Annotated in this window: 22 protein-coding genes and 1 riboswitch; of the genes, 14 read left to right on the top strand and 8 right to left on the bottom strand. The window is 65.2% G+C overall.

What is annotated here, in order from left to right; translation table 11 throughout:
- Positions 1-80: 80 nt before the first annotated feature.
- Genes tolA through ybgC form a run of 4 tightly spaced genes read right to left on the bottom strand, consistent with a single transcriptional unit; the run spans position 81 to position 2,733 of the window.
- Positions 81-1,163: a cell envelope integrity protein TolA gene (gene tolA, locus B2246_RS25815; protein WP_286881588.1), complete on the bottom strand. Its 1,083-nt coding sequence runs from the start codon at positions 1,161-1,163 to the stop codon at positions 81-83.
- 23 nt (positions 1,164-1,186) lie between these two features.
- On the bottom strand, positions 1,187-1,624 hold the full coding sequence (tolR, locus tag B2246_RS25810; protein ID WP_008642269.1) for a protein TolR: 438 nt from the start codon (positions 1,622-1,624) through the stop codon (positions 1,187-1,189).
- A 24-nt stretch (positions 1,625-1,648) separates the two neighbouring features.
- Positions 1,649-2,332 (bottom strand): protein TolQ, encoded by a 684-nt coding sequence (gene tolQ / locus B2246_RS25805; RefSeq protein WP_011517252.1) that lies wholly within the window; start codon positions 2,330-2,332, stop codon positions 1,649-1,651.
- Positions 2,329-2,733: a tol-pal system-associated acyl-CoA thioesterase gene (gene ybgC / locus B2246_RS25800; protein WP_008642267.1), complete on the bottom strand. Its 405-nt coding sequence runs from the start codon at positions 2,731-2,733 to the stop codon at positions 2,329-2,331. Before ybgC ends, tolQ begins: the two co-directional genes overlap by 4 nt.
- 166 nt (positions 2,734-2,899) lie before the next feature.
- A riboswitch (ZMP/ZTP riboswitch) is annotated at positions 2,900-3,002 on the top strand.
- Positions 3,003-3,184: 182 nt separating this feature from the next.
- On the opposite strand from ybgC, the gene glyA reads away from it, so the two are divergent.
- From glyA to B2246_RS25750, 10 genes are all read left to right on the top strand, one after another.
- Positions 3,185-4,432, top strand: coding sequence for a serine hydroxymethyltransferase (gene glyA, locus B2246_RS25795; RefSeq protein ID WP_008642266.1), 1,248 nt, complete (start codon positions 3,185-3,187; stop codon positions 4,430-4,432).
- A gap of 144 nt (positions 4,433-4,576) precedes the next feature.
- Entirely contained in the window at positions 4,577-5,044 is a 468-nt protein-coding gene (nrdR, locus tag B2246_RS25790) for a transcriptional regulator NrdR (protein WP_008642265.1), read from the top strand.
- A gap of 276 nt (positions 5,045-5,320) precedes the next feature.
- Complete coding sequence (locus B2246_RS25785) at positions 5,321-5,710, top strand: hypothetical protein (protein WP_080709907.1); 390 nt, start codon at positions 5,321-5,323, stop codon at positions 5,708-5,710.
- Positions 5,707-6,567, top strand: a complete 861-nt coding sequence (locus B2246_RS25780; RefSeq protein WP_286881591.1) for a PilW family protein — start codon at positions 5,707-5,709, stop codon at positions 6,565-6,567. Before B2246_RS25785 ends, B2246_RS25780 begins: the two co-directional genes overlap by 4 nt.
- On the top strand, positions 6,561-7,121 hold the full coding sequence (locus B2246_RS25775; protein ID WP_286881592.1) for a pilus assembly PilX family protein: 561 nt from the start codon (positions 6,561-6,563) through the stop codon (positions 7,119-7,121). Before B2246_RS25780 ends, B2246_RS25775 begins: the two co-directional genes overlap by 7 nt.
- Positions 7,121-8,935: a pilus assembly protein PilY gene (locus tag B2246_RS25770; protein ID WP_286881593.1), complete on the top strand. Its 1,815-nt coding sequence runs from the start codon at positions 7,121-7,123 to the stop codon at positions 8,933-8,935. The genes B2246_RS25775 and B2246_RS25770 overlap by 1 nt, the downstream gene beginning before the upstream one ends.
- Positions 8,932-9,417 (top strand): type IV pilin protein, encoded by a 486-nt coding sequence (locus B2246_RS25765; RefSeq protein WP_286881595.1) that lies wholly within the window; start codon positions 8,932-8,934, stop codon positions 9,415-9,417. Before B2246_RS25770 ends, B2246_RS25765 begins: the two co-directional genes overlap by 4 nt.
- Before the next feature lies 1 nt (position 9,418).
- Positions 9,419-9,943, top strand: coding sequence for a GspH/FimT family protein (locus B2246_RS25760; RefSeq protein WP_286881596.1), 525 nt, complete (start codon positions 9,419-9,421; stop codon positions 9,941-9,943).
- A 44-nt stretch (positions 9,944-9,987) separates the two neighbouring features.
- Positions 9,988-11,109 carry a bifunctional diaminohydroxyphosphoribosylaminopyrimidine deaminase/5-amino-6-(5-phosphoribosylamino)uracil reductase RibD gene (ribD, locus tag B2246_RS25755; RefSeq protein WP_008642252.1) on the top strand — a complete coding sequence of 374 codons (1,122 nt, stop codon included), beginning with the start codon at positions 9,988-9,990 and terminating at the stop codon, positions 11,107-11,109.
- Between the two features lie 29 nt (positions 11,110-11,138).
- On the top strand, positions 11,139-11,771 hold the full coding sequence (locus B2246_RS25750; protein ID WP_286881598.1) for a riboflavin synthase: 633 nt from the start codon (positions 11,139-11,141) through the stop codon (positions 11,769-11,771).
- 129 nt (positions 11,772-11,900) lie between these two features.
- Here B2246_RS25750 and B2246_RS25745 read toward each other — a convergent pair whose 3' ends face one another.
- The 3 genes from B2246_RS25745 to B2246_RS25735 all read right to left on the bottom strand — a co-directional run bounded on the left by B2246_RS25745 (position 11,901) and on the right by B2246_RS25735 (position 14,137).
- On the bottom strand, positions 11,901-12,092 hold the full coding sequence (locus tag B2246_RS25745; protein WP_008642249.1) for a YjfB family protein: 192 nt from the start codon (positions 12,090-12,092) through the stop codon (positions 11,901-11,903).
- A 115-nt stretch (positions 12,093-12,207) separates the two neighbouring features.
- Positions 12,208-13,044, bottom strand: coding sequence for an alpha/beta fold hydrolase (locus B2246_RS25740; protein WP_286881599.1), 837 nt, complete (start codon positions 13,042-13,044; stop codon positions 12,208-12,210).
- A gap of 58 nt (positions 13,045-13,102) precedes the next feature.
- Positions 13,103-14,137 carry a CaiB/BaiF CoA transferase family protein gene (locus B2246_RS25735; protein WP_286881600.1) on the bottom strand — a complete coding sequence of 345 codons (1,035 nt, stop codon included), beginning with the start codon at positions 14,135-14,137 and terminating at the stop codon, positions 13,103-13,105.
- A gap of 235 nt (positions 14,138-14,372) precedes the next feature.
- On the opposite strand from B2246_RS25735, the gene ribBA reads away from it, so the two are divergent.
- From ribBA to B2246_RS25715, 4 genes are all read left to right on the top strand, one after another.
- Positions 14,373-15,488: a bifunctional 3,4-dihydroxy-2-butanone-4-phosphate synthase/GTP cyclohydrolase II gene (gene ribBA, locus B2246_RS25730; protein ID WP_008642246.1), complete on the top strand. Its 1,116-nt coding sequence runs from the start codon at positions 14,373-14,375 to the stop codon at positions 15,486-15,488.
- A 78-nt stretch (positions 15,489-15,566) separates the two neighbouring features.
- Positions 15,567-16,076: a 6,7-dimethyl-8-ribityllumazine synthase gene (gene ribH, locus B2246_RS25725; protein ID WP_008642245.1), complete on the top strand. Its 510-nt coding sequence runs from the start codon at positions 15,567-15,569 to the stop codon at positions 16,074-16,076.
- On the top strand, positions 16,069-16,584 hold the full coding sequence (nusB, locus tag B2246_RS25720) for a transcription antitermination factor NusB (RefSeq protein ID WP_008642244.1): 516 nt from the start codon (positions 16,069-16,071) through the stop codon (positions 16,582-16,584). The genes ribH and nusB overlap by 8 nt, the downstream gene beginning before the upstream one ends.
- Before the next feature lie 181 nt (positions 16,585-16,765).
- A complete protein-coding gene (locus B2246_RS25715) occupies positions 16,766-17,947 on the top strand; it encodes a pyridoxal phosphate-dependent aminotransferase (protein WP_008642243.1) in 1,182 nt (393 codons plus the stop codon).
- A 112-nt stretch (positions 17,948-18,059) separates the two neighbouring features.
- Here the strand turns inward: B2246_RS25715 and B2246_RS25710 are convergent, their stop codons facing one another.
- Positions 18,060-19,127 (bottom strand): lytic transglycosylase domain-containing protein, encoded by a 1,068-nt coding sequence (locus B2246_RS25710; RefSeq protein ID WP_035884768.1) that lies wholly within the window; start codon positions 19,125-19,127, stop codon positions 18,060-18,062.
- Between the last annotated feature and the right edge of the window lie 34 nt (positions 19,128-19,161).

The raw sequence follows: 19,161 nt of genomic DNA, 5'->3' as shown, positions 1-19,161 counted from the left end.
ATGGTAGCGGTGGGACCTAACGCCCACGATGAAGGTTGCATTATGTTGCAAAACATGGCGCTATCGACACGGTTCGCCGTTCAACCCTTCGGCCTGAACGTAATCGTGAAGTTCGCGGGTGCTTTGCCGTCCTCATCGCGCGGCAGCGGGTCGGAGCGGTGCACTGCACGCAGCACGGCGTTGTCCCAGTCCGAATTGCCGCTCGACTTGGTCAGCCGCGCCGACAGCAGCGAACCATCCGGCGCCAGCGAGACCGACACCACGGCTGCAGGATTGCCCTCGACATCGCCACCAAAAATGATGTTGGGCTTCACGAGGCGACGCACGCGGTCGGCGTAGCCCGGAGAAGCCTTGCCTCCCGATCCGGCGCCCGAACCCGCGGCGCTGCCGACTCCACCGCCGGACGAAACGCCGCCACCTGCCATTGCCTGCAAGCGGGCCAGTTCGCTCTTGCGCTGGGCGTTGGCCGCGGCGTCACGCTTGGCCTTGGCATCGGCGTCGGCCTTCGCCTTGGCTTTCTGCTCGGCATCGGCCTTCGCCTTGGCATCCGCGTCAGCCTTGGCCTTCGCCTTCTGATCAGCCTCTGCCTTCGCCTTGGCGTCCGCGGCTTCCTTGCGTTCCTGGTCGGCCTTTTTCTTCGCGTCTTCCTTGTGCTGCGCCTCGAGTTGCTGCTGACGCAGGTCTTCCTTGCGCTGGGCTTCCTTCTTTTCCTGGTCTTTCTTTTCCTGATCCTTCTTCGCCTGGTCCTTGCGCTCCTGCTCCTTGCGCGCGGCCTCCTGCTTCGCGGCTTCGCGCTCGGCGGCCTCTTCGGCCTGCTTGCGCTTCTGGCGTTCCAGGGCGATATCGGCCGCTTCCTCGACCTTGCTGCGCACGGCAGGCTCGGGCGGCGTGGGACGCGGCTGCTCCACCGGGCGCGGCGGAGGCGGTGGTGCAGGCGCGACGTCCGGCACCTCTTCCCAAAGCTCCGCCTCGGCTCCCACCGGCGTGCTGCTCTGCCAGTGCACGCCGTAATACAGCACGATACCGAGCAGCAAATGCATCACCAGCGCCAGCAGGAACGAGCGAAGCGTGCCACGTTCCTTGACTGGCTGGTACGGATAGGCGGCGGCTTCCACCGCGCGCGCGGGCCGTTGATGCGGATGACGGGACGAAAGGCTGGCCACTTTGAGTTGCGACGTTGAGGCGCTTACTTGGACTTCACCATCAGGCCGACGCGCTTGACGCCATCGGCCTTCAACACGGACATCACGTCGAGCACGGCTTCGTACTTGACGGAGCGGTCGGCGGCAATCACCACCGGCTGGTCCGGATTTTCATTCTGACGCTGGTGCACGAAATCGATCAGGCCACGCTTGTCGAGCTTGCGCTCGAACGCGTTGCCGGCGTTGTCCTTGCCACGCGCGGTCAGCTCGCCGTCCTCGTGCACGGTGACGATGATCGGCGGCGTCTGTTGCTGCGGCGTGGCATTGGCCACTGACGGCAGGTCCACCACGGCCGGGTTCACGATTGGTGCTGCCACCATGAAGATAACGAGCAGCACGAGCATCACGTCGATATACGGCACGACGTTGATTTCCGCACTGGCCCGACGGCGTGATCCGCCGCGGCGCTGAATGGCTGCCATGACTGGTGCTCCCCCGCTCTCGGTTTAACGCGTCTGGCGCTGAAGGATGTTCAGGAATTCTTCCATGAAGCTTTCGAACCGGATGGCCAGACGGTCGATTTCCGTGGCATACCGGTTGTAGGCGATCACGGCCGGGATAGCTGCAAACAGGCCGATCGCGGTGGCCACGAGTGCCTCGGCGATACCGGGCGCCACCGATGCAAGCGTTGCCTGCTGCACATTCGACAGACCGCGGAATGCGTTCATGATCCCCCAGACCGTGCCGAACAGGCCGATATAAGGGCTGACCGAACCGACCGACGCCAGGAACGGCAGGTGCGATTCGAGCACGTCCATTTCACGCTGGTACGCGGCGCGCATCGCGCGGCGGGCGGCGTCGAGCAGCGCGCCGGCCTCGTTGCCACGCTCGCGTGCCTTCAGGAACTCGCCCATGCCCGATTCGAAGATCCGCTCCAGGGCGCCGGTGTTGTGACGATTGTTGACCGCACTGTTATAGAGCGCCTGCAGGTCGCCGCCTGCCCAGAAATCGCGCTCGAAGCCCTCGGTCTGCGTGCGCGCGGCGCGCAGTGCCAGGTGCTTGCGGAAAATGTAGGTCCACGAGAACAGGGACATCACCAGCAGCAGGGCCATGACGGCCTGTGCCAGCAGACTGGCGTGAAGTACCAGCGAAATGATCGACAGGTCTTGCGTGACGGTCACTGGATTCATCGAGCGTTTTTGATAGTGGCGAGAACAGGGGCAGGAATCGGGGTCGGCCGGAACGTGCTTTTATCGACACATCCGACTCGAATTTGGCCGGCGGCCAGCATCAGCTCGCCACGCCAGGCTTCCTGGGCAAATTGGACCGACGCCGGTCCGACGCGTTCGATATGCGTACGGATCTCGAGCTGGTCGTCCAGCCGGGCGGGCGCATTGTATTCCACAGTCGTGCTGCGGACGATGAAGACCACGCCGGACGAATCCGCGAGGCTCTGCTGTTCGACGCCGAGCGAGCGCAGCCATTCGGTCCTGGCCCGTTCGAAGAATTTGAGGTAGTTGGCGTAGAACACCACGCCGCCTGCGTCGGTATCTTCCCAATACACGCGCAGCGGCCATACGAAATTTGGCATGGCGGGCATTGTAACGGAGTGCACTGGTAAACCCGTGTGTGACTTTGCAACAGCAAGTTGCGAGCCAATCCTCGCCAGGCCTTGCCGAATCAGGGCCGGGCGTGCATCCGGGCCGGCCGTCGTCTTGCAGCAAGCCGCTTGCTCGCGTAAACTCTGCGGCAACCATTCCACCTTGCGCGACTGGCGAAGTCAGTGGGTACTACCACGAGGAAGCGCAAGTTCATTGGGCGTGATATTCGATGCGCCTGCCGCTCGCCTGGGCAGCGAATGGGAAGCAGGGTGCGCCCTGCACCGGCTGGTCGCGTTTTCGCGCCCCCGGTGCTGGACGCCAGTGCCTTCCCCGCGCGCCCTAATACGCGAAAATTCCGCAATACAGAGTAGCGTCGACAGGCATCCGGTTTCCGTACCGGCCGTGCCATCCGCTCTCCCTTTTAAACAGACGAGTCACGCCATGTTTGAACGTAGCCGCTTCACGATCGAGCAAATCGACCCCGAAGTCTTTGCCGCGATCCAGAAGGAAAATCAGCGTCAGGAAGATCACATCGAACTGATCGCTTCCGAGAACTACACCTCGCCGGCCGTGATGGCCGCCCAGGGTTCGCAGCTCACCAACAAGTACGCCGAAGGCTATCCCGGCAAGCGCTACTACGGCGGTTGCGAGTATGTGGACGTGGTGGAGCAGCTCGCCATCGACCGTGTGAAGCAACTGTTTGGCGCCGAAGCCGCCAACGTGCAGCCGAACTCGGGCTCGCAGGCCAACCAGGGCGTGTTCTTCGCCATGCTCAAGCCGGGAGACACGATCATGGGCATGAGCCTGGCCGAAGGCGGTCACCTGACCCACGGCATGGCGCTGAACATGAGCGGCAAGTGGTTCAACGTGGTCAGCTACGGCCTGAACGCGCAGGAAGACATCGACTACGACGCGCTGGAAAAGCTGGCCCACGAGAAAAAGCCGAAGCTGATCATCGCCGGTGCATCGGCTTTCGCGCTGCGCATCGACTTCGAACGCATCGCCAAAGTTGCCAAGGCAGTTGGCGCCTACTTCATGGTGGATATGGCCCACTACGCCGGCCTGATCGCCGCCGGTGTGTACCCGAACCCGGTGCCGCACGCCGACTTCGTGACCACCACCACCCACAAGAGCCTGCGCGGCCCGCGCGGCGGCGTGATCCTGATGAAGGCCGAGCATGAGAAGGCCATCAACTCGGCCATCTTCCCGGGCATCCAGGGTGGCCCGCTGATGCACGTGATCGCCGGCAAGGCCGTAGCCTTCAAGGAAGCGCTGCAGCCGGACTTCAAGGCGTATCAGGAACAGGTGGTCAAGAACGCCGCCGCACTGGCCGAAACGCTGATCGCCCGCGGTCTGCGCATCGTGTCGGGCCGTACGGAAAGCCACGTGATGCTGGTTGACCTGCGCGCCAAGAAGATCACCGGCAAGGAAGCCGAGAAGATCCTCGGCGACGCCCATATCACGGTGAACAAGAACGCGATCCCGAACGATCCGGAAAAGCCGTTCGTCACCTCGGGCATCCGCCTGGGCTCGCCGGCCATGACCACGCGCGGCTTCAAGGAAGAAGAAGCCCGCCAGGTGGCCAACCTGCTCGCCGACGTGCTGGACAACCCGCACGACGAGGCCAACATCGCCGCCGTGCGCGAACAGGTTGCCGCACTGACCCGTCGCTTCCCGGTCTACGGCTGATTCGCCAGTCGATCGCGCTATAGTTAGCGCACACGAACGGCGCTGTCACCTCTATGGTGACAGCGCCGTTTCAACAACCGCAGGACCGCAACAGAAATCGAAGATGCAAAATGCGGTCAGGCTCTTACATTCAGGTGGTCAGGCATGAAATGCCCCTTCTGCGGTCATTCCAGCACCCAGGTTCTTGACAGCCGCGTCTCGGAAGATGGCGATACCGTGCGCCGCCGACGCCGCTGCGAAGCCTGCGACCGCCGCTTCACCACCTACGAGCGGATCGAGCTGTTCTTTCCCGCCATCGTCAAGAAAAATGGCTCGCGCGTGGACTACGCGCGCGCCAAGCTCAAGGATTCGATGCGGCTGGCACTGCGCAAGCGGCCAGTTTCCGCCGAGGCCATCGACGAAGCAATCACTCGCATCGAAGAAAAACTGCTGGCTCTGGGCGAGAAGGAAATCCCGAGCAGCCAGGTCGGCGAGCTGGTCATGCGCGAGCTTCGCAAGCTCGACAAGATCGCCTATATCCGCTTTGCATCCGTGTATCGCAGCTTCGAGGACGTTTCCGAATTCCGGGACATGCTCGACGAATTCTCGTCATCCACCCCGCGAAAGGGGTAGGAAGGACCGCAGAAGCGCTGTCTCATCACCACTTGCTGCTCTTGGGTAGAGCGAGGCAAGCGAGCGCGCTTGCAGGTCCGCCTCACGGCCTGTGTGCAACCCGGACCTCGAAAGCCAGACTTGCGTGATGTCACGCCCCTGACGACTCTGGCACTGACTCGGATGTTTCCGGGCTCGACTCGGAAACACACTGACACCAATCCTCCACAGCCAGACACGTCCTGACACCATCCCCGCCGTTATCGTGGCCTTCCGTTCCAATCGAACCGATACGCCATGGTTGCCCGCCTTCACCCCCGTTCCCCTTCATTGACTTCGTGCCGAGGTCACGTCCTGTTCGAGGCATTGCTGAGCCTGGCCGTCATCGGCCTCGGCGCGATACCGCTGGGGATGCTCGGCACGGTCTGCCTGCGCTGGACCGGTGAACAGGAACACCTGACCACCGCCCTGATGCGGGCCGCTGAACTGGCCGAAGCAAGTGCAATGGCACTGCAGCCACCCGGCAACGACGCGCTCCCGATCCCGCTTTGCGGATTGGCCGGGCAGCAAGAGCGTTGCGTGCCAGACAAACGCCTCGCGATCGCGACCATCGAGAGCCGTTCTCCAACGGATGCAGCCGGAATTGACACCATGCCTACCCGGCTGGCATTGTGGGTAGCACCATGAGGCCAAGATCGCAGCAACACGGCTTCACCTTGGTGGGCATGATGATCGGTGTCGCGCTTGGCACGATTGCAATGCTCGCTGCGCTGACCATGTGGCAGGTCATGCGGGACGCCTATGCCAGTGTGGCAGATGGGATCGAGATCGAAGAGCGCGGTCAGCGCGCATTGGCCATCATCGCGCATGCGATCCGGCAGGCGGGCTGGATTCCCGCGCAGGTTGCGCTGGAGCCCGCACACCCTGCCCCACAGGGGCCGCTTGAAGGCCATGACGATTGTGGTGCGCCGTCGATCGATGACGGGCTGGAATGTGGGCGACGCGGCGTCCGTGGCAGCGATGCACTGCTGGTGCGATTTTCCGGCAGCGGCCGGGCAACCGACCCAAGCCTGGCCGACGGCACGATGACTGACTGCAGTGGCTACGCGCTGCCTGCAAAAACAGTTGGCGACGGCATCGCGCCGCCAGCACACCATGCCGCGACCAACGTCTTCTATATCGGCAACGGTAGCGATGGCGTTCCCCAGTTGCTGTGCCGTTACCCGCGCCGCAGCGACAACCGCGCGCAGGCACACGCCCACACATCCGGCACCCTTGTGCGCGGCGTCGAGTCGATGCAATTGCGTTTCGGCATGGTCGATGAGGGCGATGGCCAGGGCGAGAGTGAGCGCGTCCCCGCTCTGCTTGACGCCCAAGACGTGGCGCGACAGCGACAACTCGCCTGGCATCACGTGCGAGCGGTACAGGTCACGCTCGTCGTCAAGGGACAGCGCCCGACTGTCAGTCGCGCGCCGAGAGAACGAACCTTCACCACGACTGTTCGTCTACGCAATCCGTCTCCATGCCGGGAAGCCCTATGCTGAACCTCCGCCCACATTCCGGTGCGGCGCTACTGGCATTCCTCTCCAGCCTGCTACTGATGATGGGTAGCATCGGCGCCGCCGCCGCGCACCTGCTGTTTGCCGGGCGAAGCATGACGAGCCAGTGGCTGGACCGCGAGATCGCCTTCCGTGCAGCGGAGGTGGCGCTGCTCGACGCGGAAGCAGATCTGATCGCCGCCATCGCGGAGGTCGGCGGCGGGCGACTGGCGTCATGGCCAACGCCCGGAACGTGTGGGACGGGAGCACAACGCGGACTGTGCATGGCCGATGGCGACATGACGGCATGGATGCCATGGCTCGAGGGCAATTTGCCCGCAGATCTCGGCATCGAAGCCGGCACGTTCACGCGTATCACCATGCCAATCCTGCCCGCCGATGTCATCGGAGCGACCACGGCACCTCGTTACGTGATCGAAGCCCTTGATGATCGAACCGGCCTGACAGCCGACGCCTGGCCGCGCTTTCGCATCACGGCGCTAGGCTTTGGGCGCCACACCGGCGTCCGGGCTCTGCTCCAGACGGAGTTTCAGCCGTGATGCGCCATCGCACATGCTTCGACGGCATCGTCATCCTTGCACTTTGGCTGAGCATGACCGCCCCCAGCCATGGCTCCACGACCGGTCAGCTTCCGCTCAGCTACCGCATCTCGGCAGGCAGTTTTCCATGGACCGGCCGGCTCCATGCAATCGTCTTCCGCACCGCGCGCATCCACACTTCCACCGTGCTCACGAAATGGGAGGCGGGCGCCGAGCTTGACCTGCGCGATACCGCCTCGCGCAGGCTATACCTCGGTGGCGATCGTCTCGTGCCATTCCATTGGCGCTCCATCGACGCCGACGCCCAGGCAGAACTTCACACCCCCGAGCCCAGTGGCAATGGCACGAGACGGCTCGCATGGTTGCGAGGCGACAGGACGGACGCCACACTTCGCCCGCGCGACACGCGATTGGCCAGCGGCGCTGGCGCCCGCGTGCGCGTTGTGGCAGCCCCAGCCTGGCTGCCGATGCAACCGGGCCACGCCCAATTTCGCCTGCGTCACGCAAACCGCGCGGTCACCGTCTGGATCGGTACACGCGACGGCATCGTGCATGGGTTCGATGCCGTGACCGGCAAGGAACTTGCAGGATTCCTCCCGCGCGCCGCGCTGGCCGGTTCCGCCGCCCTCACCGTACCGGGCAGCGCCATGCCCGTGGCGCCTTGCCCGCGCCCGGATAGCATCGATGCGGATCCATCCGGCGTCTGGCGAACGCTGTTGTTGTGCGGCATCCCGTCGACGGACAGGCGGCCGGCCGCCGTGTTCGCCCTGGATGTCTCGTCACCGGAAAGCGAAGCGCCGATCCGGCTGCTCTGGGAAATTCCTGCTTCCGAGGCGTTGCCATTGACAGGCCAGGGCCCGATCCGCGCACTCATGTGGATCGAGCACGGCGCACGTCGCTGGGCCGCGCTGACCATCATCACCGCGACACCGGAAACCGGCTCACCCGCCGGGATTGCATTGCTGCCGCTTGATCGGCCCATCGTGAATGGACTCCCATCCGGCACGGCGCCAAGGCTATATCTGCCCTCGACCGGATGCGGTGCAGACACCACCAGGACTCGGCTGCTCGCAGCCAGCGTGCTTGCCAACGCAAGTGGCCACGCCCGTGCCGCATACGTCGTCGACGACACGGGCAGACTTTGGCGATTCGGACTCGATCACCTTGGCGCGACGCAGCAGGCGGAGTCAGCACGATGCCTGCATCGTCAGCGCGGAAGTGCCACCGCCGAGGCGCCAATCATCATGCATCCGTCCAGCGGACCGCTCGTCATCTACGCGGGCGGTGGCGAGCTTTCCGCAATTCCCGATGGGCGCGGTCCGCGCGGCACCCCCTCGCGGATCGACGCCATCGTGTCAGGCAATGGCGTGATCCTCCGTGCGGGCCAGCCCCAGTTGGACACCGGTGCGAATGGCTGGACTCTGCCACTCCCCCATCCTGGGGAATCGATCACGACGCTGGACAACGTTGGCCCGGCGCATCTGAGCTTCACCACGCTAACACCCGACGGGCGCACTCGCAGCTACCTGATCGAAGCGGCCAGCGGAGAGTCAGTCATGCAGACGGACCCGGATGGCACGCTCGTGCGCGCCGTAACCGGTGTGCCGTTCGATGACCGGTTCGGCACGCCAATCGCCGTGGTATCGCCAACCTTGAACGGGGGGCCGGTCGTGCCCGGCAAGTCGACCTTCGACACGTTCGAGCTCGGCATGTGGCAGGTCGACGGCAACACCGCGCATCTCGCGCAGAACACGCACTATCGGCGCCGGCGCGGACGCCTTGGCTGGCGCGAACTGATCCGAACCGAGCCATGAACCTCGCTCATCTTGCTCATCTCGCTCCCCTCAGACGCATCAGTCGCCGCCAGACCGGCTACAGTCTTGCCGAACTGCTGGTGACCCTGCTGATCGCCGCGATCCTGTCGATGCTGGCGATGCCCGCATGGCGGCATCACCTGGAACGCGCGTGGCGCGTACAGGCACGGGCCGAGCTGGTTTCCGCGATGCTCGCACTCGAGCGGCACGCCCTGCTCACCACCACGTTCGCCAGCACGCCGGGTGCGACGACACCAGCTGGCCAGTGGCCGCGTCCCGTACCGCCCCCACCAGCCCGCACACGCCACTGGCTGACTGCCACAAGCTGTGCCGGACTCGATCTGTCGCGTTGTGTGGAGATACGCGCCGCCCCAGTCCATGTGGACAAAGCGTGTGGCACGCTGGTCCTGCGCAGCAATGGCGAGTGGCTCTCCATGCCCACGGCGGACGCCGCCGCCATTCCGTTGCCTTGGGAGTGCTGACATGCGAACCACAGGCCACGCGTCCCGAAGCGCCAAACGCGGCGCCACCTTGCCCGAACTGCTGATCTCGTTGGCCATCAGCGCGATCCTGGCCATCGCCGCGTGGCCGGTGCTTCGCAACCTGATTGCGGAGCAGACGGTGGCCCATGCCGCCGACCGGCTGGCCGCGTCACTGGCGCTGGCACGCACAATCGCGGCCAGTCGCCGTGTTGAAGTGCGTATCAGCCCCCTCGCAGGCGCCCAGACCCTGGATGGCGGCTGGCAGTTGGACAGTGACATGGAGCCTTCGCTCGCGGTCGTCAGAGCCAGCGACCCGTGCCTGCGGATCACGCTCCGCAGCACGGCGGGCCCTGCCGGCGCACAAAGCCTGCGCTTGACACCTGTGGGATACTCACGGTCTGAGCAAGGCGGCTTTCTGGCCGCCACGTTCCAGTTGCGCTGCCACCGCGCGCAGCGTCAGGTCCGGCTCGGTGCCCAGGGGCGCATCCGGATCTGCCGGCCCGGCATCGATGTCGATTGCGACTGACCGGACCGGATTCCCGACAAACCCTTTGGCCAGAATCCCACGCCATGTTTTCCGCCGCTGACTACACCGCCATGGAACAGGCCCTCGCGCTCGCCGCGCGTGGCATGTTCACCACCACGCCGAACCCTCGTGTCGGCTGCGTGCTGATGAAGGACGGAATGGTCATCGGGGAAGGCTACACGCAACCGGCCGGCCAGGATCATGCCGAGATCCAGGCCATGAAGGACGCGATCTCGCGCGGCCATGATCCCGCTGGCGCCACCGCCTACGTCACGCTGGAGCCGTGCAGCCACTTCGGCCGCACGCCACCATGTGCCGACGCGCTGGTGCGCGCAGGTATCGCGCGCGTGGTGGCTGCCATGGAAGACCCAAATCCCACCGTATCCGGCCGTGGCCTGCAGCGCTTGCGCGACGCGGGCATCGACGTCCGCTGCGGGCTGCTGGAAAAGGAAGCACGGGATCTCAATATCGGCTTTATCTCGCGCATGACGCGCGGACTTCCCTGGGTGCGAGTCAAGGTAGCTGCATCCCTCGACGGCGGCACTGCGCTGCACGATGGCACAAGCCAATGGATCACCGGCCAGCCGGCACGCGACGACGGGCACGCCTGGCGCGCCCGGGCCTGTGCCATCCTGACCGGTATTGGCACCGTCCGCGACGACAATCCGGCACTGACCGTGCGTGCCATCCCGACGCCGCGACAGCCGCAGCGCGTGCTTGTCGACTCACGGCTTGAAGTGCCGCTCGACGCGCAGATCCTCAACCGCGATACCGGCGACTTCGCCAAACCCGTGCTGGTCTTCTGCGCCATCGAAGACAAGGCCCGCCAGCGCGCGCTCGAGGCACGTGGCGCCGAAGTCGTGGTGCTGCCCAATCCGCATGGCAAGGTGGAACTGCGCCGCATGCTGGAAGAACTCGCGCGGCGAGGCATCAACGAACTCCACGTGGAAGCGGGTTTCAAGCTCAATGGCTCACTGATCCGCGAAGGCTGCGCGGACGAACTGCTGGTCTACCTGGCGCCGAAGCTGCTTGGCGACGCGCAGGGCATGTTCAATCTGCCGCCGCTGTCGAAGCTTGAAGACGCGACCGAATTCCGCTGGCACGAAGTGCGCCAGATTGGCGACGATCTGCGCCTGATCGCGCGCCGCGCCGACACCCAACGCTGAACAAACACACACACATCGAAGAGGCAAGCATGTTTACTGGCATCGTGGCGGCGGTTGGCCGCATCGAATCCGTCTCCCCGCTCGGTGACGTCAACGCAGGCGTGCGCCTGCGCGTGGCGGCCGGCGACCTCGACCTGACAGACGTCGGCATCGGCGACAGTATCGCCATCCAGGGCGCGTGCATGACCGTGGTAACGCTGGGCGCGGGCCAATTCGACGTCGACGTCTCACGCGAATCGCTCGACAAGACCGTCGGCCTAGACCAGCCAGGCCGCGTCAATCTGGAAAAGGCGCTGCGTCTGGCCGACCGCCTGGGCGGGCACCTGGTGTCTGGTCACGTGGACGGACTTGGCGAGGTCGTTCGCTTTGCACCGGTGGGCGAATCGCATGAACTCGGTATCCGCGCGCCGCGCGAGCTGGGCCGCTATCTGGCCTACAAGGGATCGGTGGTGGTCAACGGCGTGTCGCTGACCGTCAACAGCGTCAGCGATGAAGCCAACGGCTGCGTGTTCTCGATCAACCTGATTCCGCATACCGTGGAAGTCACCACGCTCAACGAACTGGCACCGGGCAAGCGCGTGAACCTCGAGATCGACCTGATCGCGCGGTACGTGGAGCGAATGCTGTCGGCTTCCGCCGAGGCGGGACAACCGCTCGTCTGACAATCGATGGCGCCGGTAGCTGCCGGCGCCTCCTCCCGGCGTCCACTCGACGGCCACCGGCGCAATGCAGAACGGCCACTGGCAATTCGATTGCCAGTGGCCGTTCGCACTTGCTGCGCTGCCTGAGGCTCAGACCTTGATGTCGATGTTCTGACCCAGATGCGGCGGATTGCGGCCAGCCGATCCAACACCGGGCATGGATTGCAGCAGTTGAGCCACGCCCTGCGACTGCATGTCGAGCGTCTTGCGCAACATCGTGATCCCGACGGGATCGCTACCTGGGTCTGAGGCGTTCAGCGAACTGACGATGGAATTGATCATTGGGTTCTGCCTGATTCAAGTTTGACAAGTGCGGCACGGCAGGCACAAGCACTTGCGCCATTCAGCCGCATCCATGTTGTCGGCAGAATTCCGGCATGACTTGAGCGCGGGTCTTTCACTCGTCGCCCTTCTCGCCCACCGTCTCCACAACCTTGCGCGTGCTAATCCAGTCGCCAATCGCCCGCATGACCACCTGTTCGCGCCCTACGAAGCCGTGCTGCGAGAACGCCTCGCAAGGCTCTCCGCGCGCCCCCTTCGACCCCTGCACCGTGATCAATGGAATGTTTCCACGCCGGGCCGCGATACTCCGGTACTGCGTCAGCGGACACGGGTCATCCTGATGATGGACAAACAACTGATCGACATGCGTCGCCGTCCAGTCAAAGTTCCACATCGGCAGACCGTGCGCATTGCGATTGCGGCCTGCGCGAGGGTCAGTAATGGTGGACGTGTGCACCGCGCCGTCGATGCGACCGTCGAGCTTGCGCGCCAGGAAGGCGCTCGACACGGTGCCATAGCTCGTGCCGATCAGGTAGACCTTGCCAATGCCAAGGTCCGCCTTGAGCTTGTCGATCGCCGCACCTACGTCGGCCGCATACTGGTCCGATGTCCGGTATTCGTCATCGCAGTTGCTCCAGCGGTCCTTCGGGCAGTCGACCATCACCGTCATCACCTGATCGCTCACCAGATGCCGGCGCGCGCGCACCAGGAAGTTGCCGCGAAGCTGATAGACCGGCGCCCCGTTCTGGACTTCGACCCGCAATACGCCGGGATAGCCCGGGAACAGTAGCGCCGCCGTCGAAGGGCTGGAGCCGGGCTTCTTGCTGACCACGAGACTCAGCTCGGTGCCTCGTGGCAGGCTTACCGTCGTGACGCTCTCATCGAGCGCGGCTTCCTGCGCCATCGTGCAGGGGCTCATGAAGACACCCAGACACAGTGCGACGATCGTCATTACGTATCTCATGTTCTCCCCCTCTCCGCTCGATGCGCGCCGTGCGCATTCGCTCCAGTCAGGCCGCCCCTGACGGCGCAAACCTCGGCGCGCCCGCCACGTCCAGCGCCCCATCCTCCTGGGCGATGAACACGCCGCGCGCCACATTGTGTGGGTGCCGCGCCGCTTCCGCGACGCTCAGCACCGGTGCATAGCAAACGTCCGTGCCGCCAAGCAGCGCGTCCCAGTGCGCGCGCGGCTCGCTCGCGAAGAGCCTGGTGAAACGCTGCTTCAACGCGGGCCAGGCCGCGTGGTCATACTGCGCGGCGGGATCGACGTCGGTCATGCCGAGCCGCTCCAGCAACAACGCATAGAACTGCGGCTCCAGCGCGCCGATCGTGATGAATCCACCATCGGCACAGCCATACACATCATAGAACGGCGATTGATGGAACGGGCTGGGTGTCGGGCCATCGAGCTGGCCGTTATTGCGCACCCACATCGCGATGCTGCCGAGCATCGCCACCATGTCGACGATGGCGCCATCGACCACACGCCCGCGCCCCGAGGCACGGGCGTCAAGCAGGGCGCAGACGATACCGAACGCCAGCCCCAGCGCGCCGCCCGCATCGCCGACCACGGTGGGCGGGATCATCGGCGCCTCACCCGGGCGGGCCGAGAGCGACAACATGCCCGTCAGCGCCACGTAGTTGAGGTCGTGTCCGGCGGTCTGCGCGAGCGGGCCGGACTGGCCCCACCCCGTCATGCGCCCATAGACCAGCTTCGGATTGCGGGCGGCGCAGTCGGCCGGGCCCAGGCCCAGCCGCTCCATCACACCCGGACGATTTCCTTCGATCAGGGCATCGGCGCCGTCCACCAACCGCATTGCCTCGGCCAGATCGTCGGGCTGCTTCAGATCGAGTGGCACGATGACCTTGCCGCGCCGCAGCGGGCTGGGCTTGTCACCGCCTAGCTGGTCGGCCACGGCCACACGCTGGCGCCGCGCGATGACCGTCACTTCCGCCCCCATGTCGGCCAGCATCCGGCCCGCCAGCGGCCCAGGGCCGATTCCTTCAAATTCGACAATGCGGATGCCCTGCAGCGGCGGTGTCATGCGCGATCTCCTTGGATGGCAAAAATCATGGCTCTAGGTATGGCGCTTCGCGCACACCGATGCAACCGGGACCAACCCGGATGCGGTGGCGTCGGGGCGCCCGGGGCCGGAGCCGGCCCGCCATGCACGGCTTGGCGTACAATAGCGGCCTTGATTTCGCCGGCATCGTCGCATCCCGCCGCCGGCCCTGCCCGCCGAAAAGCATCCCGCTCGCCATTCATACGTCGCCCCAACCATGACTATCTCTCGTATCGAAGACATCATTGCCGACATTCGTGCCGGCCGCATGGTCATCCTTGTGGACGAGGAAGATCGTGAAAACGAGGGCGACCTTGTCCTGGCGGCCGATTTCGTCACGCCGGAAGCCATCAACTTCATGGCCAAGTACGGCCGCGGCCTGATCTGCCTGACGCTGACCGCCGAACGCTGCCGCCAGCTCGAGCTGTATCCGATGGTGTCGCGCAACGGCACCGTGCATGGCACCAACTTCACGGTATCCATCGAAGCCGCCGAAGGCGTGACCACCGGCATCTCGGCAGCCGACCGTTCCCGCACCGTCCAGGCCGCCGTGGCCCGTGACGCCCGCGCGAGCGACCTGGTGCAGCCCGGCCACATCTTCCCGCTGACGGCCCAGCCCGGCGGCGTGCTGATCCGCGCCGGCCATACCGAGGCCGGCTGCGACCTTGGCACCCTGGCTGGCCTGACGCCCGCCGCGGTGATCTGCGAAATCATGAAGGACGACGGTACGATGGCCCGGCTGCCGGACCTGATCGAGTTCGCGCGCGAGCACGACCTCAAGATCGGAACGATTGCCGACCTGATCCACTACCGCAGCCGCACCGAAAGCATCATCGAACGAGTGGGCGAGCGCGACATGCAAACGCCGTGGGGCACGTTCCACAGCGTGCTGTATCGCGACAAGCCGTCCGGCCGCGCCCATGTGGCGTTGATCAAGGGCAAGCCCCAGCCTGAGCGCGAGACGCTGGTGCGCGTGCACGAGCCGTTGTCGGTGCTCGACCTGCTGGAAGCCGGCCACACCACCCATTCGTGGAGCCTGCCCGCCGCGCTGGAAGTGCTGCATGGCGCCGAACATGGCGTGATGGTGCTGCTGAACTGCGGCGACTCGCCGGAAATGCTGTTCGAGCAATTCGCCGCGCTGGAGGCCCCGGAGAACCGTCCGCGCCGCAAGCCGGACTTGCGCACCTACGGCGTGGGCGCGCAGATCCTGCGCGACGTCGGCGTGGGCAAGATGCGCGTGCTGGGTTCGCCGCAGAAGATGCCGAGCATGACCGGTTACGAACTCGAGATCGTTGGCTGCCAGCCGATGAGCGGCGAGTCGAATCGCGGCTGACCGGGAACGGATCGTACCGATTGACCCGGCAGCGGCGCATCCGCGCGGCTGCCTGACCGAATCACTGGAGAAATAACAATGGATCACGGCTTCTACGAGAGCAACCTCGACGGTGAAGGCCTGCGTATCGGCATCGTGCAGGCACGCTTCAACGAGCCCGTCTGCGACGAACTGCGCGAGGCCTGCATGGCGGAACTGGAAAAGCTGGGCGTCGAAGGCGAAGACACGCTGCTGGTGACCGTGCCGGGCGCACTGGAAGTGCCGCTGGCGCTGCAGAAGATGGCCGAGAGCGGCCAGTTCGACGCGCTGGTCGCGCTGGGCGCGGTGGTGCGTGGCGAAACCTATCACTTCGAGCTGGTCTCGAATGAATCCGGCGCCGGTATCACCCGCGTGGGCCTCGATTTCAACGTGCCCATCGCCAACGGCATCCTGACCGTCGACACCGACGCCCAGGCCCATGCCCGCACCCGCGAGAAGGGCCGCGATTGCGCCCGCGCCGCAGTGGAAATGGCCAACCTGGTGGTCGCGCTCGATTCGCTTCGCGAGCATGGCGCCGAAGACGCAGAAGACGAGGAAGATGATGAGTGACGCGCCCGACACCGGCGACAAGGGCGAGGCAGCCGGCAAGCCGGCTGGCGCCAAGCCGCGCACCGAGCCGAAGGCACCGCCGAAGAGCGCGCGTCGCCGTTCGCGCGAACTGGCCTTGCAGGGCCTGTACCAGTGGCTGCTGAATCGCAACGATATCGGCGCCATCCAGGCCCATCTGCACGATGCCCAAGGCTTCAACAAGGCCGACCGCGAGCACTTCGACGCCCTGCTGGGTGGCGCCGTGCGCGAGGAAGCACGTCTGACGGCGGCCTTCGAGCCGTTCCTGGACCGCACCGTCGACGAACTGTCGCCGGTTGAGCGCGCCGCGCTGCTGGTTGGCAGCTACGAACTCGTGCACTGCCTGGACATTCCGTACAAGGTCGTGATCAACGAAGCTGTCGAACTGACCAAGACCTTCGGCGGCGTGGAAGGTTACAAGTACGTCAACGGCGTGCTCGACAAGCTGGCCGCGCAGGTGCGGGCGCCGGAAGTATCAGCTCGTCGTTAATTCGAGCATTTAAAACAGATGTTGCATTTCGGTGCGTGGCATTCGAATATGCTCAGCACCGGCAAGACACCCGCCCCGGCGGGTGTTTTTGTTTGGTCACCCGATGTTCGGCGGGCGTAGCCGATGACGATGCGCCATGCCACCCCTTCTCTGACTCTCTGACGGGCCAGTCCCGATTGCCATGGATCTCCAGCGCCTTGCCACCGCTTCCCGCCTCGCCAACATCGACGCCTTCCACGTGATGGAGTTGGCCAAGCAGGCCGCCGAACTCGAACGCGCCGGGCGCCACATCATCCATATGGGTATCGGCGAGCCGGACTTCACGGCTGCCGCGCCGGTTATTCACGCTGCCGAAGCCGCGATGCGCCGCGGTGTCACGCAGTACACGGGCGCGCTTGGCATCCACGCGCTGCGTGAGGCGATCGCCGGCTATTACAAGACGGCCTATGGAATCGATGTCCCGGCCCGGCGCGTGATTGTCACGGCCGGCGCCTCGGGCGCGCTGTTGCTGGCCTGCGCCGTGCTCGTCGAGATCGGCGCCGAGGTACTGATGCCGGATCCGAGCTACCCGTGCAACCGGCATTTCGTGGCGGCGTTTGACGGCCACGCGAAGATGATCCCGAGCGGCCCGGAAGAACGTTTCCAGCTCACGGCGGCCCAGGTGGTCGAGCACTGGGGCGAGAACACGCGGGGCGTGCTGTTGGCATCGCCGTCGAACCCGACCGGCACGTCGATTCTGCCCGACGAACTCAAGGCCATCCTGGCCGAGGTTCGCAAGCGCCAAGGCTTCGCAATTCTCGACGAGATCTACCAGGGGCTGTCGTACGACGCGCCGCCGGTCTCGGCGCTCTCGCTCGACGACAACGTCGTGACCGTTAACAGCTTTTCGAAGTACTTCAATATGACCGGCTGGCGCCTGGGCTGGCTCGTGGTGCCCGACTCGCTGGTGCCGGCATTCGAAAAGGTCGCGCAGAACCTGTTCATCTGCGCGTCGGCCGTGGCGCAGCACGCCGCGCTGGCCTGCTTCACGCCCGAGGCGCTGGCGATCTATGACGAGCGCAAGGCGGAATTCCGCCGCCGCCGCGATGCCATCGTCCCCGCGCTCGAAGCACTCGGCCTGCGCGTACCGGTCAAGCCGGACGGCGCGTTCTACGTCTACGCCAACTGCCGCCACGTCAATCATCCGGCTGCCGGCAACGCCGACCGTCTGACGCAGGCCATCCTGCACGATGCCGGCGTGGTCATGGTGCCTGGCACGGACTTCGGCCCGCATACCGCCAACGACTACATCCGGATTTCATACGCGACGTCGATGCAGAACATCGAGGAGGCGATGCAGCGACTGCATCATTTCCTGCGGTAGAGGTAGAGGTAGCGCCTGCGCGGATTGCCTGGGTTGCTCACCGTTCCACAGGCATCAAACGAAAAAGGCACCCCAAGGGGTGCCTTTTTCATGAGCGACGAGAATCCGCGGCTCAGGCCGACTGGGCCGTATTGCCGGACGCCTCGAGCTTCTCGGTGCCTTGATGATGCTCGGCCTGCGTCTTGGTGTCGGGAACGGCCGGTGCCTTCTCCGTGCTCGGCAGACCCAGCAGGGCACGCAGACGCGCGCGCTCGGCCAGCACCTTTGCGCCATAGCCGCCGTCGGTATTGGTCGTGGCACCCACGTAGTACTTCAGCCCGCCTTCGATCGAACCGGCACGCGCGATGCAATCCTTGAGCACCAGCGCGCCAATCTTGATGTTGGCGTACGGATTCAGCGCGGCGGACACGCCGCCCACGGCCTCGTACTTGTCCTGGTGGACCTTCGTCATGACCTGCATCAGGCCCTGCGCGCCAACGCCGCTTTCCGCGTACGGATTGAAGCTCGACTCGATCGCGATCACGCCCAGGATCAGCAGCGGATCGATACCGACCTCGCGCCCCGTCATATAGGCGGCCTTCACGAGCTGCGCAGTCGCCTGCGTCGCCACGCGGTACTTGCGGGCGATGTACTCGGCCACGGCAGCCTGCTCACGCGCGGAGCCAAGCGCAGCCGTGTTGCGGGCGTCCAGCGCCACGCGCTGGACCGGAATCTGCGCGGCCAGATGCGCCACGGACGGCACCTTGCCGGCAGCCGTCTGGCTCCATTCGTCCACGCCCGACACGGTCGGCAGGCCCGAGCTGCCATGGCTGGCTACGGCGGCCATCAGGCGCGACGCGGCCACATCCGCCGACATGGGCGGCACATGGCTGATCGAATCCTTCGACATGGCAGCATCCACCAGCACGGCAGGGGCTTCGTTGCCTGCCAGCGCACCGGCGAGCGAGGTCCGCCATTGCTGGCTGACGGTCAAGGTGACCGCTGCGGCCACCGACAGCACCCCGAGACTGTTCAGGGTGTATTTCAAGGTTGTGCGGCTGCCGCGCAGCAACGCGCGGCCTGCCACCGGATGGGCCAGTCGCACTTGCAGTGCGCGGCTCACACCGGGAACCGGTTGTCTGAAGCGGACCTGCAATGCCCGCCCGATACCGGGAAGATGAAGGGTTTTCCAACCGCTCATGCTTACCTCCATCCGCTGCCCGCTGCGCGCGCCT

Origin of the sequence: Cupriavidus sp. UBA2010 (assembly GCF_002335265.1) — a bacterium.
GTDB lineage: Bacteria > Pseudomonadota > Gammaproteobacteria > Burkholderiales > Burkholderiaceae > Cupriavidus > Cupriavidus metallidurans.
The sequence above is the reverse complement of the archived record's forward strand: the minus strand, read 5'-3'. Positions and strand labels throughout refer to the sequence as shown.

Excerpts from the sequence above, each read along its gene's own strand:
- tolR (WP_008642269.1), bottom strand. The coding sequence starts at position 1,624 with ATGGCAGCCATTCAGCGCCGCGGCGGATCACGCCGTCGGGCCAGTGCG.
- tolQ (WP_011517252.1), bottom strand. The coding sequence starts at position 2,332 with ATGAATCCAGTGACCGTCACGCAAGACCTGTCGATCATTTCGCTGGTA.
- ybgC (WP_008642267.1), bottom strand. The coding sequence starts at position 2,733 with ATGCCAAATTTCGTATGGCCGCTGCGCGTGTATTGGGAAGATACCGAC.
- glyA (WP_008642266.1), top strand. The coding sequence starts at position 3,185 with ATGTTTGAACGTAGCCGCTTCACGATCGAGCAAATCGACCCCGAAGTC.
- nrdR (WP_008642265.1), top strand. The coding sequence starts at position 4,577 with ATGAAATGCCCCTTCTGCGGTCATTCCAGCACCCAGGTTCTTGACAGC.
- B2246_RS25785 (WP_080709907.1), top strand. The coding sequence starts at position 5,321 with ATGGTTGCCCGCCTTCACCCCCGTTCCCCTTCATTGACTTCGTGCCGA.
- B2246_RS25780 (WP_286881591.1), top strand. The coding sequence starts at position 5,707 with ATGAGGCCAAGATCGCAGCAACACGGCTTCACCTTGGTGGGCATGATG.
- B2246_RS25775 (WP_286881592.1), top strand. The coding sequence starts at position 6,561 with ATGCTGAACCTCCGCCCACATTCCGGTGCGGCGCTACTGGCATTCCTC.
- B2246_RS25770 (WP_286881593.1), top strand. The coding sequence starts at position 7,121 with ATGCGCCATCGCACATGCTTCGACGGCATCGTCATCCTTGCACTTTGG.
- B2246_RS25765 (WP_286881595.1), top strand. The coding sequence starts at position 8,932 with ATGAACCTCGCTCATCTTGCTCATCTCGCTCCCCTCAGACGCATCAGT.
- B2246_RS25760 (WP_286881596.1), top strand. The coding sequence starts at position 9,419 with ATGCGAACCACAGGCCACGCGTCCCGAAGCGCCAAACGCGGCGCCACC.
- ribD (WP_008642252.1), top strand. The coding sequence starts at position 9,988 with ATGTTTTCCGCCGCTGACTACACCGCCATGGAACAGGCCCTCGCGCTC.
- B2246_RS25750 (WP_286881598.1), top strand. The coding sequence starts at position 11,139 with ATGTTTACTGGCATCGTGGCGGCGGTTGGCCGCATCGAATCCGTCTCC.
- B2246_RS25745 (WP_008642249.1), bottom strand. The coding sequence starts at position 12,092 with ATGATCAATTCCATCGTCAGTTCGCTGAACGCCTCAGACCCAGGTAGC.
- B2246_RS25740 (WP_286881599.1), bottom strand. The coding sequence starts at position 13,044 with ATGACGATCGTCGCACTGTGTCTGGGTGTCTTCATGAGCCCCTGCACG.
- B2246_RS25735 (WP_286881600.1), bottom strand. The coding sequence starts at position 14,137 with ATGACACCGCCGCTGCAGGGCATCCGCATTGTCGAATTTGAAGGAATC.
- ribBA (WP_008642246.1), top strand. The coding sequence starts at position 14,373 with ATGACTATCTCTCGTATCGAAGACATCATTGCCGACATTCGTGCCGGC.
- ribH (WP_008642245.1), top strand. The coding sequence starts at position 15,567 with ATGGATCACGGCTTCTACGAGAGCAACCTCGACGGTGAAGGCCTGCGT.
- nusB (WP_008642244.1), top strand. The coding sequence starts at position 16,069 with ATGAGTGACGCGCCCGACACCGGCGACAAGGGCGAGGCAGCCGGCAAG.
- B2246_RS25715 (WP_008642243.1), top strand. The coding sequence starts at position 16,766 with ATGGATCTCCAGCGCCTTGCCACCGCTTCCCGCCTCGCCAACATCGAC.
- B2246_RS25710 (WP_035884768.1), bottom strand. The coding sequence starts at position 19,127 with ATGAGCGGTTGGAAAACCCTTCATCTTCCCGGTATCGGGCGGGCATTG.